Consider the following 16769-nt stretch of genomic DNA (forward strand, 5'->3'; position numbering starts at 1 on the left):
CAACTGGTGCCCGAGCCGGCTATTCACACGTGACAGAGCCATCGACGCCGTGGAAGCGCTTCGAGTCGGTGAAAGCGGCGGCGGCCGCGGCGCCGATGTCGCCGACTGCGGCGAGGGTGAGTTCGGTCGCGGCGCGATGGCGGGGTGCGTCGGCGGGATGGTCCGCCTCCACCGACGGGCCGCAGTCCTGGGGGTGATCCTCTTGGACCGACGGTACCGGCGTACGCGGCGCGCCACCGCTTTGTGCGGAGGCCGTCCGACCACAGCGGACGATGAGGGAAAGGGGGAGTACCCCTCCTTTCCACTCTCAACGTATAGCGCACCGGGGGGCTTGCCACAAGACCCGGGTCGTGCCGCAGAATCGTCGGCCGAGGCCGGAACCTGATCGTCGGCCGAGGCCGGAACCTGATCGTCGGCCGAGGCCGGAAGCTGCGGAAACGGGGGATGCGAAGTGCGTGTGTTGTTGTCGACGTATGGGTCGCGCGGGGACGTCGAACCGCTGGTGGGACTCGCGGCGCGGTTGCGGGCACTCGGCGCGGAGGTGCGGGTGTGCGCGCCGCCGGACGAGGAGTTCGCGCAGCGGCTGGCCGGTGACGGCGTGCCGATGGTGCCCTTCGGCTGGTCGGCGCGCGCGCTGACGACCGGGACTCTGCCGCCGTCGCCGGCGGACCTGCCCCGGCGCGCGGCCGAGTTGATCGCGGGCCGGCTCGACGCGGTCACCGCGGCGGCCGAGGGATGTGACGCGCTGGTGGCGACCGGCATGATGCAGACCGTGGCCGGCGCGCGGTCGGTGGCCGAGAAACCGGGCATCCGCTACGTGTACGCCAGCTCACCCTGCCGTCGCCGCACCACCCGTCCACGTCAGGCGAAGCCAAGGCGGGGCGTTGCCCGTCATGGCCTCCAGGTTCGTCCTGCCGGTCCAGACGCCTTGCCGCGCGCAATGGTGCAAGCGACCCCAGATCGGAGCCGATGACGTGAGCCCTCTTACTACCAGCGCATTCGACCTTCCCGACCACCTCTCCCCCAAGGCCGACCCGAAGCTGATCGTCGGCGATGAGCAGCACTTCGCGGCCATCGCGGAGAGCCTCGAGCAGTCGATCGCCGACCTGTCCGACCGCCTTGATGCCGAGCGCAGGGCGCCCGGCGGCATTGGACGGCAGGCACTGGACCGGGACTTGGAGATCCACCGGCTGACCGCCCGCCTTCGCGCACTGCGCCGCTTCGGTCTGGACCTGTGCCTCGGGCACATGGTCAGCGCGGACGACCCCGAGCCCGTGTACGTCGGACGACTCGGCCTTACCGACAGCGCGGGTCGCCGGCTGCTGCTCGACTGGCGCTCCCCCGCGATCGAGCCGTTCTTCGGCGCCACCCACGCCAACCCGATGGGCCTGGCAAGCCGCCGCAGGTATCGCTGGACCCGCGGCCGGATCAGCGACTACTGGGACGAGGTGTTCACCTCGGACGGGTTCGCCGGGCACGCCGCGCTCGACGACCAGTCCGCCTTCATCGCCAGCCTGGGCGCCAACCGGTCGGCACGGATGCGAGACGTGCTCGCCACCATCCAGGCCGACCAGGACGCCATCATCCGCGCGGGATCCCGCGGCGCTCTGGTCGTCGACGGCGGTCCGGGGACGGGGAAGACCGTCGTCGCCCTGCACCGCTCCGCCTACCTGCTCTACTCCGACCCTCGCCTCGGTCACCGCCGGGGCGGCGTGCTGTTCGTCGGCCCGCACCAGCCCTACCTGGCCTACGTCGCCGACGTCCTCCCCAGCCTCGGAGAGGAGGGCGTGCAGACCTGCACCCTGCGGGACCTCGTGGCCGAGGGAGTCGCGGCGGCGATCGAGGCCGACCCGGACGTGGCCGTCCTGAAGTCGTCCGCGGACCTGGTGAAGGCGATCGAGAAGGCCGTCGGGTTCTACGAGAACCCGCCCACCAAGGGGATGACGGTCACGACCCACTGGTCCGACATCTGGCTGAGCGCCGACGACTGGGCCGAGGCGTTCGAAGCACCAGAACCCGGTACTCCGCACAACGAGGCGCGCGACCAGATCTGGGAGGAGCTGCTCACGATCCTGGTGGACAAGCACGACGGCGAGGCCTCGGCCGACCTGGTCCGCAGGTCGCTGCTGCGGGACAGGGAGCTGCTCACGACCTTCAACCGCGCGTGGCCGCTGCTCGAAGCGGCCGACCTCGTCGGCGACCTGTGGTCGGTACCCGCCTACCTGCGGCTGTGCGCTCCCTGGCTCGGCCTCGACGACGTTCGGAAGTTGCAGCGCGCGGACCCCCAGGCCTGGACGGTGTCCGACCTGCCGCTGCTGGACGCGGCGCGGCAGCGGCTCGGCGACCCGGAGGCGTCACGCCGCAAGCGCCGGCACGACGCCTCTGTCGCCGCTCAGCGCGAGCGCATGGCGCGGGTCGTCGATGACCTGCTCGAGGCCGATGACGACGGTGAAGGTGCGGTGACGATGCTGCACGGACAGGACATACGGGACGCCCTGGTGGACGAGACCGCGGTGCCCGGCACCGAGCCGGACCACCTCGCCGGCCCGTTCGCGCACATCGTCGTGGACGAGGCTCAGGAACTGACCGACGCGGAGTGGCAGATGTTGCTGCTCCGGTGCCCGTCCCGGAGCTTCACCATCGTCGGGGATCGTGCCCAGGCCAGGCACGGGTTCACCGAGTCGTGGCAGGAACGGCTCGAGCGGATCGGGCTCGACCGGATCGACCTGGCCTCCCTGAGCACCAACTACCGGACGCCGGCGGAAATCATGGCGGAAGCCGAGCCGGTCATCCGGGCCGTGCTCCCGGACGCCAACGTGCCGACCTCCATCCGCAGCAACGGCGTCCCCGTCGTCCACGGATCCACTTCGGATCTGAACTCGGTCCTCGACGCCTGGCTCGCCGCACACGCCGAGGGGATCGCCTGCGTCATCGGCGACCCCACATTCCATACGACGTCCCGCGTCCGGTCGCTGACCCCGGAGCTGTCGAAGGGGCTCGAGTTCGACCTGGTCGTCCTCATCGACCCGGAGACGTTCGGCGAGGGCATCCAAGGAGCGGTCGACCGTTATGTCGCCATGACGCGGGCGACCCAGCGACTCGTCATCCTCACGAGCCCCTGACGCGGCCGTCAGCCGGTTCCGGCCATCGCCGCGAGGCGGCGGGCGAGCAGGGCGGCGGCCTCCCGCAGCTCCGGAGGCTCCAGTATCTCCGTCTCGAAGCCCAGCCGGGCCACGTGCATGGCGAGCCAGCCCAGGTCCTCCCCGCCGACGACGAGCACGCACCACCCGTCGCGATCGTCCTCGACGCGCCCCATCTGGGGCGGTACCAGCTCCCGCACCCGGTCGGGCCGGGCGTGCACCCGTACCCGGGCGAGGTACCGGTACGGCGCCTCGGTCACGGACCGCTGCACGTAGGCGACCGGGTCCGGATGTTCCCGCGCCCGGAAGCGCCAGGTCGTCGCCACCACGTCGCGCATCCGGTCCAGCCGGAAGGTGCGCCAGTCGTCGCGGTCGGTGTCCCGGGCCATCAGGTACCAGCGGCGGCCGGTGGCGACCATGCGTACCGGTTCGACCGTGCGCTCGCATTCCCCGCCGTCGCGGCCGGGGTACCGGAACCGCACCCGCACGGCGTCGCGACAGGCCCGCGCGAGCGTGACCAGCAGCTCCGCGTCGACCTCGACCCCGGGGCCGACAAGGGTCTCGGTGGCGCCGTACACCGCCCGCACCTCGGCGCGCAGCCGGGGCGGCATCACCTGATCGAGCTTCGCGAGCGCCCGCAGTGCCGCCTCGCCCGCCCCGGCGACCGTACCGCCCGAGGCCAGCCGCAGGGACACCGCCGTCGCGATCGCCTCCTCGTCGTCGAGGAGCAGCGGCGGCAGCCGGGTGCCCGCGCCGAGCTGGTAGCCGCCGCCGACGCCCGCCGTCGCGTGCACGGGGTAGCCGATCGCGCGCAGCCGCTCCACGTCGCGGCGCACCGAGCGGTCGGTGACCCCCAGCTCGGCGGCGAGCTCGGCGGCGGTCCAGGACGGCCGGCGCTGCAGCAGGGCCAGCAACCGCAGCACTCGCTCGGTGGTCGCCTCGACGGTCACGCGCCCATCGTTCCACGAATCAAGGAACGAATCTGTCCGCTATATGCGGGAGGCTGGGACCATGACCGGACCAGACCTGGAATGTCCTGCTCCGAGAACAGCTCTCGTGGCACTGGACCAGACAGTTGCGTGATCGCCTCGACGGACTCACCGACGAGGAGTACTTCTGGGAGCCTGCGCCTGGCTGCTGGAGCGTGCGCCCGCGTGGTACCGGGGCCGCACCGGTGCAGTTGGGGTCCGGCGCGATGGCCCTCGACGTCGCGAGGCCGGCGCCCGACCCGCCACCGTTCACGACGATCGCCTGGCGACTCGGGCACGTGATCGTCGGCGTCCTCGCGGTGCGCAACGCCGCGCACTTCGGTCGCGCGCCCACCGACTACCGGTCGTTCGAGTACGCCGCGACCGCGGCCGAGGCGCTGGCCCAGCTCGACGCGGAGTACGCCACGTGGCTGGCCGGGGTCGAGTCCCTCGGCGAAACCGGCCTCGCCCGCCCGTGCGGGGCGGCGGAGGGTCCGTACGCCGAGCTTCCCCTGGCAGCGCTGGTACTGCACATCAACCGCGAGCTGATCCACCATCTGGCCGAGGTGTGCCTGCTCCGCGACCTCCACCTGCACACCCACCGGCAGCCCCCGGCGGGAGGCGAGCTGAGATGACCCGCCTACCGGCACCTGAACTCAGCCGATCGAGGGCACGGACGTCGGTCAAAGAGTGAACGTATGAGCGGGTTCGACGCCGTGCCGGCCGCGGCCGGACCACGACCGCGCGAGTTGCGACGCCGCCGAGGAACCACCCTTCGCCTCCGCCACGGCCCTGCCACCTGACAGGGCGACCATCCTTGGGCTCCAAGGTATAACCTAGAGGTATTAGGCAGAGTCAAAGGCCTCTAGGAGAAGGGTGGTACGGGTATGGCCCGGGCCGGGTTGACGGCGGATCGGGTGACGCTCGCCGGTGCCGAACTGGCGGACGAGGTCGGGCTTGACCACGTGACCATGTCAGCGGTGGCGCGACGACTCGGGGTGAAGGACGCGAGCCTGTACGCGCACGTCCGTAACCTGCAGGATCTGCGCGGGCGGATCGCGCTGCTGGCGGCGGACGAGAAGACCGTCCGCATCGCGGAGGCCACCGCCGGGCGGGCCGGGAAGGACGCGCTGGTGGCGTTCGCCAACGCCTACCGGGCGTACGCCCACGACCACCCTGGCCGTTACACGGCGACGCAGATCCCGATAGAGATCGATCCCGAGCTGCCGGCCCAGGCGCCCGGGCCACGGCGCGCGGTCGAGCTGACCTACAGCATGCTGCGCGCCTACGCACTGGACGAGCCCGACCTGACCGACGCGGTCCGGCTGACGCGCAGCATGCTCCACGGCTTCATCAACCTCGAGGCCACGGGCGGGTTCGCGCACGCGCGCCCGGCGGAGGACTCCTGGGTCCGCTGCCTCGACGCCCTGCACACCCTCTTGGAGCACTGGCCCGCACACCGTGAAGGAGACCCGAAATGACCAGCCCCGCGGTCGGCCGCCTGCGCGTGGACGGCGCCACCCTGCACTACGAGGTGCGCGGTACGGGCCCGCTCATGCTGCTGATCCCCGGCGGCACGGGCGGCGCGGCCTCCTTCGACGGCGTCGCCGACGACCTGGCCGCCGATCACACGGTCGCGTCCTACGATCCCCGCGGCCTGTCCCGCAGTCCGCTGGACGACCCGAAGGCCGAGCAGCGGGTCGCCCAGCACGCCGACGACGCGTTCCGGCTGCTGGAGCTGCTGTCTCCGGACGCGCCCGCCCGCGTGGCCGGCTGCAGTTCGGGGGCGATCGTCGCGCTGCATCTGCTCACCACTCATCCCGAGCGGATCGAACGCGTCGTGACGCACGAGCCGCCGGTGGTGGAGGTGCTGCCGGACGCCGCCGAGCATCGCGCGATGCTCGCCCGCGTCCAGGACACGTTCCGCCGGGACGGGCTGATGCCCGCGGCGGCCGAGTTCGCGGCGGCCCTCAGGCGGCCCGGCGACGAGCCCGCCGACGCCCGGGCCGCCATCGAGCCACCGCCGCAGGCGAAGGCGCGAGCTGAGCGGACGATGGCGGACATGCCCTACTTCCTCGGGCGTATCGTGCCGAGCTTCATGGCCTACGTCCCGGACGTGGATCGGCTGAAGACCCTGCCGGACCGGCTCGTGCTCGCGGGCGGAACGGACTCGCGCGGTGAACTGCCGTACCGTCCCGCCGCGTTCCTGGCCGAGCGGTTCGGCACGGAACTCGTCCACTTCCCCGGCGGGCACACGGGCCTCAGCACGCACCCCGCCGAGTTCGGCGAACTCCTGCGCAAGGTGCTGAGCGCCTAGTTCTCGGATATCGCCGCCGCTCAGAGGCGATGGACGCGGTAGACCCCGGTGACGTACGGCAGGCCGAAAAGAGTGCGGGTGCGGTTCCGGGCGGCGGGGGTCAGCTCGGGATGAGGCCGCTCAGGCCGCCGGCCTGGGTGCGCCAGTCGGTCTGGTTGGGGGTGCCTCCGGCCCAGCGCTGGCCGATCCTGTTGAGGGGGTCGCGGTCGGCGGTCCAGATCGAGTCGGCCTGCTGTTGCGCGTACCTGCGGTAGGCCGCCGATCCCGTCACCCGGACGAGGTCGGCGAAGTAGCGGGCGAAGATGCCCTTGAACTGCTTCTGGTTGTCGTCGCAGGAGCTCTGGCCGATGTCACAGGACTCGGTCAGCACCCCGTTGCGGCTCAGGCGGGTGACGGCGGCGTCGGCCAGCCGCTTGGCGGTGTCGAGCAGCCGGGTCTCCCCCGTCGCGCGCCATACTTCGACGAGGCCACCGATGGCCAGGCCCTGGTTGTACGTCCAGACCGTCTGGCCGTTGTTCCGGCAATCCGAGGTCAGGCCGTCGTTGACCAGCCCGTCGGCGTTGATGAGCCCGCTGGCGAGGTACCAGTCGGCCGCCGTCCGGGCCCGCTGGAGCCACACCGTGTCACCGGGGACGCGCCGGTGCAGTGAGGCGGTCAGGCGAAGGTACAGGCCGCTGGTGACGGCGTTCTTGTAGGTCCGCTCACGGTCCCACCACACGCCTCCCCCGCACGAGCCCGGGTCCCAGAACCGGTGGACGTATTCGCCGATGGTGGTGGCCATGCCGAGGTAACGGGCGTCGCCGGTGCGGTCGTAGGCGGCCACCCATGCCAGCCCCCACCAGGCGCTGTCGTCGATCGCGCGGCTGATGAAGTCGCCTTCGACGGGGTCGGTTCCGCGCCGCCCGGCGTCGAAGCGCCCGCGGTTGACGTCGAAGGTGCGGGCGATGACCCAGTCGTACTGCGGGTCGGCCGTGTCGATCAACGTCGTGAGCGCGACGGCGGAGTTCCACCAGCTGCTCGGCCACCACGCGGTGGAGGGGTCGTAGGAGTACATGAGCGCGTCGGCCGCCGCCCGCACCCGGTTCACCGCCGGTCGTGCCCAGGCCGTGCAACTGCCTTCCTGGTGCGCGGCCTCCCGGCCGCAGGCGCGGACGGCGCCCGCGTAGAGGCGGCCGCGGGGATCGCGGGTGGCGAACATCGCGGTCCGCGTGCCGGCCGCGCCGGCCCCGACGGACGTGCGGCCGAGCGACGACCCTCCGGGCCAGGTGGCGCCGGAGTCCCATGAGCGGTCGAGCCACACCTCGTCGCCCTGGCCACCGGCCTCGATGCCGCCCCAGGCCATCCCGTTCCGGTCGATGTGCAACCTGATGGTGCGGCCGAACAACGTGGTGGCGGGTACGGGCTGGGTGTCGCCGTCCGCCTGCGCGGAATCGGTCCGGTCGCACCGCACGTCGCACACGGCCGGGTACACCCAGTCGGTGCACGCCACCGCCTGGGCGTCGCCGCACGCGCGGACCAGGCCGCGCCGGTGCCGGCCGGGGTCGGTGATGTTGTACATCAGCGTCCTGGTGCCGGTCCAGGTGCCGGGAATGCTCGCCTTGCCCAGCAGTCCCTCCCAGGTGGCGCCGCCGTCCCAGGACCGGTCGAGCCAGACGGCGTCCCCGGTGACGCCGTCGTCGATGCTGCCCCAGGCCATTCCGTCCGGGTCCGACACGTGCAGCACCAGACGGCGGCCGTTGATGCGCTTCTCCGGCACCGGGAACGTCTCCTGCCCGGCCTTGGAGGGGTCCAGCCTGTCACAGGACAGCGCGCACACGACGGGCTCGGCGGCCGCGCGGGCCGGTGCGGCGGGAAGCAGTCCGGCCGACGCTCCCAGCAGCAGGACGAGGGCAAGGGCCGCCGCCCGGACGAGGCGGACGCCGGTGTGGCGGGCGGCCGCCGCCGATCGGATGGGCAACATGGTTCGGCTCCAGGTGGGGGGTCGGTCTGGAGGATCGCGTCGTCCGGCCTGCCTCCGTGGTCGGACGGACGATCGCGACAACGTTGTCAGAGCACGCGGCCGACCACGAGGAAAAGATCGAAAGGGGTGGGTCCCGCCCAAACTACGCCCGCTCATCCCCGTTGAGAAGCCCCCGCCAGGCTCCGGGTGGCGGAGGTTCACAAGATTCTTACTGGATGGTCAGATCCGGCGGTCGTTGGGCACCCGCGCCGGCGGCCCAGCGGCCACGCCCCGGAACAGCCTGGCGGGGCGGTGACACGGCGGCGCGGGTGGCGGGCGGTCAGTGGGACATGTCCATCGGCTGACCCGAATCCATCATCGGGTGTCCCGGAACGTTGCCGTTCTTGTCGGTCACCATGAAGATCCCGGCCATCCCCATGTCCGAGTGGCTTTGGACGTGGCAGTGGTACATCCACGCCCCGGGTCCGACGCGCTCGCCGGCGATCACCTGGAAGCCGAACGACTCGGCCGGGCCCGTGGTCTTGGTGTCGATGACGCGGCTCGTGTCGTTCGGGCCGTCCAGCAGGCCGGTGCGGTTGTCGGCCCAGCGGTGCCCGTGGATGTGGAACGTGTGGAAGAAGTCCCCGTGGGTGATCACGATGAACTCCACCCGCTCGCCGAGCTTGGCCGTGAATTGGGGTGCCTCGCGGGCCGGCCGGTTGTTGATCGTCATGTCGTTGAAGAAGACGGTGAACGTCTTGTCGGGGAGCACGTCGCCCTTGCGGCGGACCACCAGCGCCCCGTAGAGCCCCCTGCGGATGCCGCCCGTGCCGTGCTCGGTCCCGACGACGTGGTCGTGGTAGTGCCAGTAGCCGGCGCTGCCGGGCTCGATGGTGCCGCCCGGGCGGCGGCCCTGCGCGTGGGTGCGCCAGACGTAGGTGCGCCGGCCGCCCGGCTCGACCACGCCGTCGTTCATGCGTGTGCCGTCGCTGGCCGTGTCGTAGTCGACCCCGTGCACGTGCAGGCTGGCGGGCACGTCGGCGTTGTTGACCATCTCGATCTCGAGGGTCTCCCCCTCGACCATCTCGATGAGGGGTCCGGGGATCGTGGCCTTTCCGGGCTCCAGGCCGTAGGCGAGTTGGCCGTCGGGCAGCTTCTCGGCGTAGAGGGTCATGCGGCGGACGCCGCCGCCGGGCTTGCCTGCGGGCTTGTCCGCCTGGGACGCGCCGGCCTGACTCGATGGGACGAACGGTGCTATCGCCGCGGCCGCCGTGGCGGCGGCCGCGGACGTGGTGAAGACACGGCGGGAGAAGAGGCGCCTGGTCGTGCCTCTGCCTTCGTCGGTCATGGTTCCCCAATTCGTATGACGCCCGCCTGCGTGAGGCGAGCCTCGGCTGCTCGTGGTCGCCGACCGGGGTCGGCCTGAGGGCGTGGTGGCTCCCGGGCCCGCGGAACGCGGGAGCGTTCCGGGCGGAGGCCGGGCCGGAGCAACGGCACGAAATCAGTGATGCGATTGACGGCGTTTGAGGGACTTTCGATCGAAGTAACCGTCTCTTCTGCCGAAAAGTCAAGAAGTTTAACTCAAACTTACAGAAGTTTCTTGCACATCTGGATGAAGTGCCGTGTGAGTGCTACGGTGATCCACAGCGCGCAGAACTGGATGTATTCGGGCAAATCTGGTCAGATGTCATCCCCGTGAGGGACATACCGGCGGCACTCAGTGGCCGTGAGCTCCGCCGACACCCCCTGCACCGCACGACTGGACCCACGAACCCCGTCACCCAACCCCCCGCACCCCCCGCAATCTCCGCGCACCACGTCGTCTCCGCGCCCGCCAGGCGGTGGCCGGCCCGGCGACGACCCGATTCGAGGACGGCCCAGCCCCCCGGCATGCCCGGGAACGCCGACGGCACCTCGAACGACCCGGCATGGTCCGCGACCACATGAGGGACGTCGCGGCACGGCCGCCTGCGCGAAAACCGATCGACGCCCGCGAGCAGGAGATCGCCGGGCCGCCGTCACGCCTGCCATCGGCATGCCCGGACATCACCGCGGCCCACCACGGAGCGCATCCACGAGGTGCCGCTCACCCAACCCCCCCGACCCCGAAGGAGCGAACGATGAGGCGAAGAGACCTCTTCGTACGACCCCGGCCACCCGCCTTGCGCCGCGCACTGATCATGGTGTCGAGCGCCGCCCTGACGCTGGGGCTGGCGACGCCGATCGCCGTGCAGGCCCAGGCCGCCTCCGGCGACAAGGAGCCGGACCGCGACGCCTCGGTCAAGGTGCTCGTCTTCCACGGCCCGGCCGCCCAGCAGGACGACCCCGTCCAGAAGGCCACGACGGCGGTCAAGGAGCTGGGAAGGAAGAACGGCTTCTCCGTCGACGTGTCCGAGAACCCGGCGGTCTTCACCGCCGACAACCTGGAGCGCTACCGCGGCGTGGTGTTCCTGTCGGCCAAGGGCGCGACGCTGAACGACGGCCAGGAGGCCGCCTTCCGCGCGTACATCAGGGACGGCGGCGGGTTCGTCGGCGTCCACGACGCCGCGCGCGCCCAGCAGGACTCGTCCTGGTTCACCGAGCTGATCGGCAGCCGCCCCGCCGGAAGTCTCCCCAACCCCGAGAAGGTGGTGGAGGTAGCGGTCAGCGCGGAGAACCCGCCGAACGAGGGCAAGGACAAGCTCGTCGACGGGAAGAACGAGACCAAGTGGCTCACCTTCTCGCCGACCGGGTGGGCCCAGGTGAAGCTGGAGAAGCCGCTCGCGCTGGCCCACTACGCGCTGACGTCGGCCAACGACTTCCCGGGCCGCGATCCGAAGGACTGGACGCTCAAGGGCTCGCAGGACGGCAGTACCTGGACCGACCTGGACAAGCGGACCGGAGAGGCCTTCCCTCAGCGCTTCCAGACCAAGGAATACAAGTTCACCAACACCACGGTGTACCAGTACTACCGGCTCGACATCACGGCGAACAGCGGTGAGCCCCTGACCCAGCTCGCCGAGCTGCGGCTGTTCGGCCCCGAGGCCGGGCCTCCGCCGGAGAGCAAGGTCCAGCAGGCCACCGTCGACGTCACCGACCGTCAGCACCCGGCGAACAAGGGCCTGCCGCTGACCTGGACGCGGTCCGACAAGTGGATGAACTGGGCCCCCAGCCCGCTGGGCAAGGTCCACACGGTCGCGCAGGTCGAGGAGCGGACCTACACCCCCGGGCTGAACGGCAACGGCGCCTTCCACCCGATCTCGTGGTGCCGCGACTACGACGGCGGCCGGACGTTCTACACCGGAATGGGCGGCACCGAGGCCAGCTACACCACCGACACGCAGTTCCAGGGCCACCTGAACGGCGCCATCAAGTGGGCGACCGGCCTGGTCCGCGGTGACTGCCAGGCCACCATCGGGTCCAACTACACGATCGAGCGACTGACCGCGCAGAACAAGTCGGGCCAGCTCGACCAGATCGGCGAACCGCACGGCCTGACCGTCGCCCCCGACGGCAAGGTGTTCTACGTCGGCAAGGCGGCCTGCCCGACCGGGGCCGTGGTCAACTGGAACGACCCCAAGGTCGGCCTCGGCTGCGGCACCATCCACCAGTGGGACCCGAAGACCAAGCAGCCCAAGCTGCTCACCACCCTGGCCGTCATGGGCAACCGCGGCAGCGGCGACGAGCTGGTGAAGAACGAGGAAGGCCTCCTCGGCATCGCGCTCGACCCCAAGTGGGAGCAGAATGGCTGGTTCTACGTCTACTGGATGCCGCACGAGTCGATCGACAGGGACAAGCGGATCGGCCAGCGGACGGTCTCGCGGTTCACCTACGACTTCGCGACGCAGTCGATCGACCAGAAGACCCGCAAGGACCTGCTGCACTGGGACACCCAGATCCACAGCTGCTGCCACGCGGGCGGAGGAATGACGTTCGACAAGGACGGCAACCTCTACATCGGCTCGGGTGACAGCAACTCCTCCGGCGGCTCCGACGGGTACTCCGGCAACAACTGGACGCAGGACTACAAGGGCGTCTCGTTCCAGGACGCCCGCCGCACCTCCGGCAACACCAACGACCTCAACGGCAAGATCATCCGTATCCACCCCGAGGCCGACGGCACGTACACGATCCCCAAGGGCAACCTGTTCACCGGGAAGGAAGAGGGCGGCGGCAAGACCCGCCCGGAGATCTACGTCATGGGCGTCCGCAACATCGCGCGGCTCGCCTGGGACAAGGTGAACAACTGGCTGACCACCGGATGGGTCGGCCCGGACGCCGGCGGCCCGAGCGAGACCTGGGGCCCGGCGAAGTACGAGACCGCGACCATCATCACCTCCGCGGGCAACCAGGGCTGGCCGTACTGCATGGGCAACAGGCAGCCCTACCGCGACCGCAGCAACACCGACGCCACCCAGCCCGCCGGCTGGTACGACTGCGACCACCTGAAGAACACCTCGCCGCGCAACACCGGCCTCGTCGACATCCCGCCGGCGCGCGACAACATGATCTGGTACTCGCCCCAGGGCGGCGGCCCCGTCTACCCCAAGCGCGCCGACGGCAGCGGCCTGCCGACGTACAAGGCGGGCGACGAGATCCTCACCCAGCCCTACCTCAAGGGCGGCGGCCAGGCGGTCATGTCCGGGCCGACCTACCACCGCTCGCAGGTCGACACGGCCAGCGGGGTCGCCTGGCCGGCGTACTGGGACGGCAAGTGGTTCCTCGGCGACGAGTCCAACGCCAACAACCGCGTCGCGGTCACCGTCGACCCGAAGGGCGTCAAGGACCAGGCGCCTCCGGCCTTCGGCGAGGACCTGCGCGCCATCATCCGCTCCGGCGGCGGCGCGAACCAGCTCCAGTCGTGGATGGACGCCAAGTTCGGCCCGGACGGCGCCCTGTACATGCTCGACTACGCGGGCGGTTTCTTCAGCCTGCACGCGAACCAGAAGCTGATCCGCGTCACCTACAAGGGCGGCCCGGCGACGCCGAACCCGAGCGACGCCGCGGTGCGGGCCGTCCGGCAGAGCACGCCGAAGACGGTGCTGTTCTCCAGCACCAAGGCCGGCGGTGTGGCGTGGGAGTGGAACTTCGGTGACGGCAGCAAGCCGGCGCGGGAGGCGAACCCGACGCACACCTACGCGAACTACGGCACCTACAAGGCGACGCTGAAGGTGACCTACGCCGACGGCGAGGTGGCCACCGGGCAGATCGAGGTCACGGTCGGGTGCGCGGCGCCCGACGCCCGGGCGAAGGTCTGGCTGCTGGACACCGACACCGGCGTGGCCAACCGCGCGGCCGGCGGCGGGTGCACCATCAACGACCTGATCGACGACGAGCGTGACTGGAAGAACCACGGCCAGTTCGTGAGCCACCTCAACGACGTGGTGAACGAGTTCCGCAAGGACGGCGTCATCGACAACGCCGAGGCCTCCACGCTCAAGAAGGCGGCGGCCCAGTCCGACATCGGCAAGACCAACGGGTACGAGACCATCTTCGACGGGACGGCGCGGTCCTTCCAGGGCTGGTCACAGGCCCCGTCCGGACGGTTCGACCTGCAGCGGGACGGGACCATCCGCAGCGCCGGCGGCCTCGGAATGCTGTGGTACTCCGACAAGGCCTACGCCGACTTCTCCCTGCGGCTGCAGTTCCGCGACGTCGCGCCCGACGGGTTCCGCGCCAACAGCGGCGTGTTCACGCGGTTCCCCGACCCGAGGACCCCGCTGGACCGGCGTCCCACCGGAAGCTGCGGCACGACCGGGTCGGCCCGTACCTCCCCCGCGTGGGTGGCGATCTACTGCGGCCAGGAGATCCAGATCTACGACGGGGAGACGGGCGAGCCGCAGAAGACGGGCTCAGTCTACAACTTCTCGTCCAACGGCCTGGACAAGGCGGGGGTGACCCCGAAGGGCCAGTGGAACGACTACGAGGTCCGGGTGGTCGGCCAGCACTACACGATCACCCGTAACGGCGTGGTGATCAACCAGTTCGACAACACGCCCGGCAAGGAGTCGTCCCGCAAGGGCGACCCGTCCACGGACCTGCGCCAGTTCATCAGCGGGTTCATCGGGTTGCAGAACCACAGCGACAACGACCTGATCGAGTTCCGCAACATCCGGGTGCGCGAGCTGTAGGGACACCCGAGGCCGGTGCCGGGCCGGGGAGCGTTCCCCGGCCCGGCACCCCCGGCCCGCACGCGCCCCTCGCCGGCACACGCGCAGATTGTTAGAGGTGCAACGACCCATGCATGTCCGAAAACTTCCCGCCCTCGTGATCAGCACGTTAAGGCGGGCCTTCAAAGCCCCGGCCGCGGCGCGACGTGTCGCCGTGGTGCTGGTGGCCCTGACGCTTCCGGCGCTGTGGCTCTGGTCGGTCGAGGCCGCCGCGCAGACCCAGAGCGCGCGGACCCAGAGCGCTCAGCCAGGCCTGGCGGCGGCGCAGGTGCTCACCTGGACCGCCGACGACAGCATGACCAAGTACAAGTCCACGCCGGCCACCGCGACGGCCGGGCCCGCGACGATCGTCTTCGAGAACAGCGCGGCGACCGGCAACACCACCGGGATGACGCACACCCTGACCTTCGACGTCTCCACCCCCGGCTACAACCACGACGTCACCCTCAACATCATCGCCAGCCCCTTCGACGCCGGCGGAGGACGGCACGAGGTCCAGGTGAACCTCACTCCCGGCAAGTACCGCTTCTTCTGCGCGATCCCCGGCCACCAGATGGTCGGCGAACTCGTGGTCACCGACGGCGGCCCCACGGACACCACCCCGCCGCAGGTGTCGGCGGCGCTCTCGGGCGACAAGGACGCCAACGGCAACTACGTCGGCTCGGCCACCGTGACCGTCTCGGCGAGCGACACCGAGTCCGGCGTCGACAAGGTGGAGTACTCGCTGGACAACGCGGCGTTCGCGGCGTACTCGGCTCCCGTCTCGGTGAACCAGACCGGCGCGCACACCGTGAAGTACCGTGCCACCGACAAGGCGGGCAACACCTCCCCCGTCGGTACGGTGACGTTCACCGTGGTCGCTCCGCAGGAGAAGGACACCACCCCGCCGCAGGTCTCGGCGACGGTGACGGGAGACAAGAACCCCGACGGCAACTACGTCGGCTCGGCCACCGTGACCGTCACGGCGAGCGACACCGAGTCCGGCGTCGACAAGATCGAGTACTCCCTCGACGGGCAGCCGTACGCGGTGTACACGAGCCCGCTGGTCGCCGCCCAGCCGGGCGCGCACACCGTGAGCTACCGGGCCACCGACAAGGCCGGCAACACCTCGGCCGTCGGCTCGGTGACGTTCACCGTGGTCGCTCCGCAGGAGAAGGACACCACCCCGCCGCAGGTCTCGGCGACGGTGACGGGAGACAAGAACCCCGACGGCAACTACGTCGGGTCCGCCACCGTGACGATCTCGGCGAGCGACACCCAGTCCGGGGTGGACAAGGTGGAGTACTCGCTGGACGACGCGGCGTTCGCCGCGTACTCGGCTCCGGTGTCGGTGAACAAGACGGGCGCGCACACGGTCAAGTACCGGGCCACCGACAAGGCGGGCAACACCTCCCCCGTCGGCTCGGTGACGTTCACCGTGGTCGCCCCCGACCAGAAGGACACCACCCCGCCGCAGGTGTCGGCCCAGCTCACCGGTAACCAGGACTGGGCCTGGAACTACGTGGGCTCCGCCACGGTGACCATCTCCGCCACCGACGCCGACTCCGGGGTCGCCACGGTGGAGTACTCCCTCGACGGGCAGCCGTACGCGGTGTACACGAGCCCGCTGGTCGCCGCCCAGCCGGGCGCGCACACCGTGAGCTACCGTGCCACCGACAAGGCCGGCAACACCTCGGCCGTCGGCACGGCGACGTTCACGGTCGTCAAGGCCGCCCCGGACTGCCCGAAGCCGGGCAAGGGCCACGGCTGCAAGGACCGCTGAACCTGGTAGGCCGGTGAACCCGGTGTACCGGTGAATGGGCCCGGCGGGCGGGCGACCTCGGACATTCGGCGAACCGAGGTCGCCCGCCCGTCGGCATGCGGCGGAGTACGTGACGACCTGGCCTTTCCGGCGCGGCGGGGCCTCACCTCGATCGGTCCTCCGCGGGTCTGGACGACCTGACGGGTTCGTACGGTCCGGATCCTTGTGGGGCGAACGGATTGGAGAGCGCTCTCCCATCTGAGCCTGCCCGCGGGGGCGCACGGCGTCAAGGGCCGGTTCCGTACACATCGGAAACCCGCTGTTCAGAGCGAATAAATCCCACGCAGATGGGGCACCGGGACGGGCCCGCACCGAGGGGGAAGCGTCGGCCGTCTCGTCGCGCCGGGAGGCCCGGACGGGCCGCGTGCGCGCGTATCGGGAACGTGAACCCCGTGTTTCGCGTCGAGGTCATCACCCCTTGACAACGCTCAACCGGAACACTCAAGCTCGTTTGG

10 protein-coding genes are annotated in these 16769 nt (G+C 70.6%); 7 read left to right on the forward strand and 3 right to left on the reverse strand.

Annotated features, from left to right (window positions below; translation table 11 throughout):
* Positions 1–457: 457 nt before the first annotated feature.
* Positions 458–973, forward strand: coding sequence for a glycosyltransferase (locus AB0H21_RS24905; protein WP_358520737.1), 516 nt, complete (start codon positions 458–460; stop codon positions 971–973).
* A gap of 1 nt (position 974) precedes the next feature.
* Complete coding sequence (helR, locus tag AB0H21_RS24910) at positions 975–3122, forward strand: RNA polymerase recycling motor ATPase HelR (RefSeq protein ID WP_358520738.1); 2148 nt, start codon at positions 975–977, stop codon at positions 3120–3122.
* A gap of 8 nt (positions 3123–3130) precedes the next feature.
* On the opposite strand, the gene AB0H21_RS24915 is transcribed toward helR, so the two are convergent.
* Entirely contained in the window at positions 3131–4090 is a 960-nt protein-coding gene (locus AB0H21_RS24915; protein ID WP_358520740.1) for a YafY family protein, read from the reverse strand.
* 86 nt (positions 4091–4176) lie between these two features.
* On the opposite strand from AB0H21_RS24915, the gene AB0H21_RS24920 reads away from it, so the two are divergent.
* From AB0H21_RS24920 to AB0H21_RS24930, 3 genes are all read left to right on the forward strand, one after another.
* The gene (locus AB0H21_RS24920) at positions 4177–4743 is read left to right on the forward strand and encodes a DinB family protein (protein WP_358521345.1); all 567 of its coding nucleotides are present in this window, start codon (positions 4177–4179) and stop codon (positions 4741–4743) included.
* Between the two features lie 252 nt (positions 4744–4995).
* On the forward strand, positions 4996–5589 hold the full coding sequence (locus AB0H21_RS24925; RefSeq protein WP_358520742.1) for a WHG domain-containing protein: 594 nt from the start codon (positions 4996–4998) through the stop codon (positions 5587–5589).
* A complete protein-coding gene (locus AB0H21_RS24930; protein ID WP_358520744.1) occupies positions 5586–6425 on the forward strand; it encodes an alpha/beta hydrolase in 840 nt (279 codons plus the stop codon). Before AB0H21_RS24925 ends, AB0H21_RS24930 begins: the two co-directional genes overlap by 4 nt.
* 100 nt (positions 6426–6525) lie before the next feature.
* Here the strand turns inward: AB0H21_RS24930 and AB0H21_RS24935 are convergent, their stop codons facing one another.
* Entirely contained in the window at positions 6526–8385 is a 1860-nt protein-coding gene (locus tag AB0H21_RS24935) for a glycoside hydrolase family 76 protein (RefSeq protein ID WP_358520746.1), read from the reverse strand.
* A gap of 319 nt (positions 8386–8704) precedes the next feature.
* A complete protein-coding gene (locus tag AB0H21_RS24940) occupies positions 8705–9712 on the reverse strand; it encodes a multicopper oxidase domain-containing protein (RefSeq protein WP_358520748.1) in 1008 nt (335 codons plus the stop codon).
* A 772-nt stretch (positions 9713–10484) separates the two neighbouring features.
* Between AB0H21_RS24940 and AB0H21_RS24945 the strand changes: the two genes are divergently transcribed.
* Both AB0H21_RS24945 and AB0H21_RS24950 read left to right on the forward strand, forming a co-directional pair.
* Positions 10485–14474: a ThuA domain-containing protein gene (locus tag AB0H21_RS24945; RefSeq protein ID WP_358520750.1), complete on the forward strand. Its 3990-nt coding sequence runs from the start codon at positions 10485–10487 to the stop codon at positions 14472–14474.
* A 109-nt stretch (positions 14475–14583) separates the two neighbouring features.
* A complete protein-coding gene (locus AB0H21_RS24950; RefSeq protein ID WP_358520751.1) occupies positions 14584–16275 on the forward strand; it encodes a hypothetical protein in 1692 nt (563 codons plus the stop codon).
* Positions 16276–16769 lie beyond the last annotated feature (494 nt).

This window comes from Sphaerisporangium sp. NPDC051011, assembly GCF_040653595.1.
GTDB lineage: Bacteria > Actinomycetota > Actinomycetes > Streptosporangiales > Streptosporangiaceae > Sphaerisporangium.

Bases quoted from the DNA above. Each gene is read 5' to 3' on its own strand.
- AB0H21_RS24925 (WP_358520742.1), top strand. From the start codon at position 4,996: ATGGCCCGGGCCGGGTTGACGGCGGATCGGGTGACGCTCGCCGGTGCC.
- AB0H21_RS24930 (WP_358520744.1), top strand. From the start codon at position 5,586: ATGACCAGCCCCGCGGTCGGCCGCCTGCGCGTGGACGGCGCCACCCTG.
- AB0H21_RS24935 (WP_358520746.1), bottom strand. From the start codon at position 8,385: ATGTTGCCCATCCGATCGGCGGCGGCCGCCCGCCACACCGGCGTCCGC.
- AB0H21_RS24940 (WP_358520748.1), bottom strand. From the start codon at position 9,712: ATGACCGACGAAGGCAGAGGCACGACCAGGCGCCTCTTCTCCCGCCGT.
- AB0H21_RS24945 (WP_358520750.1), top strand. From the start codon at position 10,485: ATGAGGCGAAGAGACCTCTTCGTACGACCCCGGCCACCCGCCTTGCGC.
- AB0H21_RS24950 (WP_358520751.1), top strand. From the start codon at position 14,584: ATGCATGTCCGAAAACTTCCCGCCCTCGTGATCAGCACGTTAAGGCGG.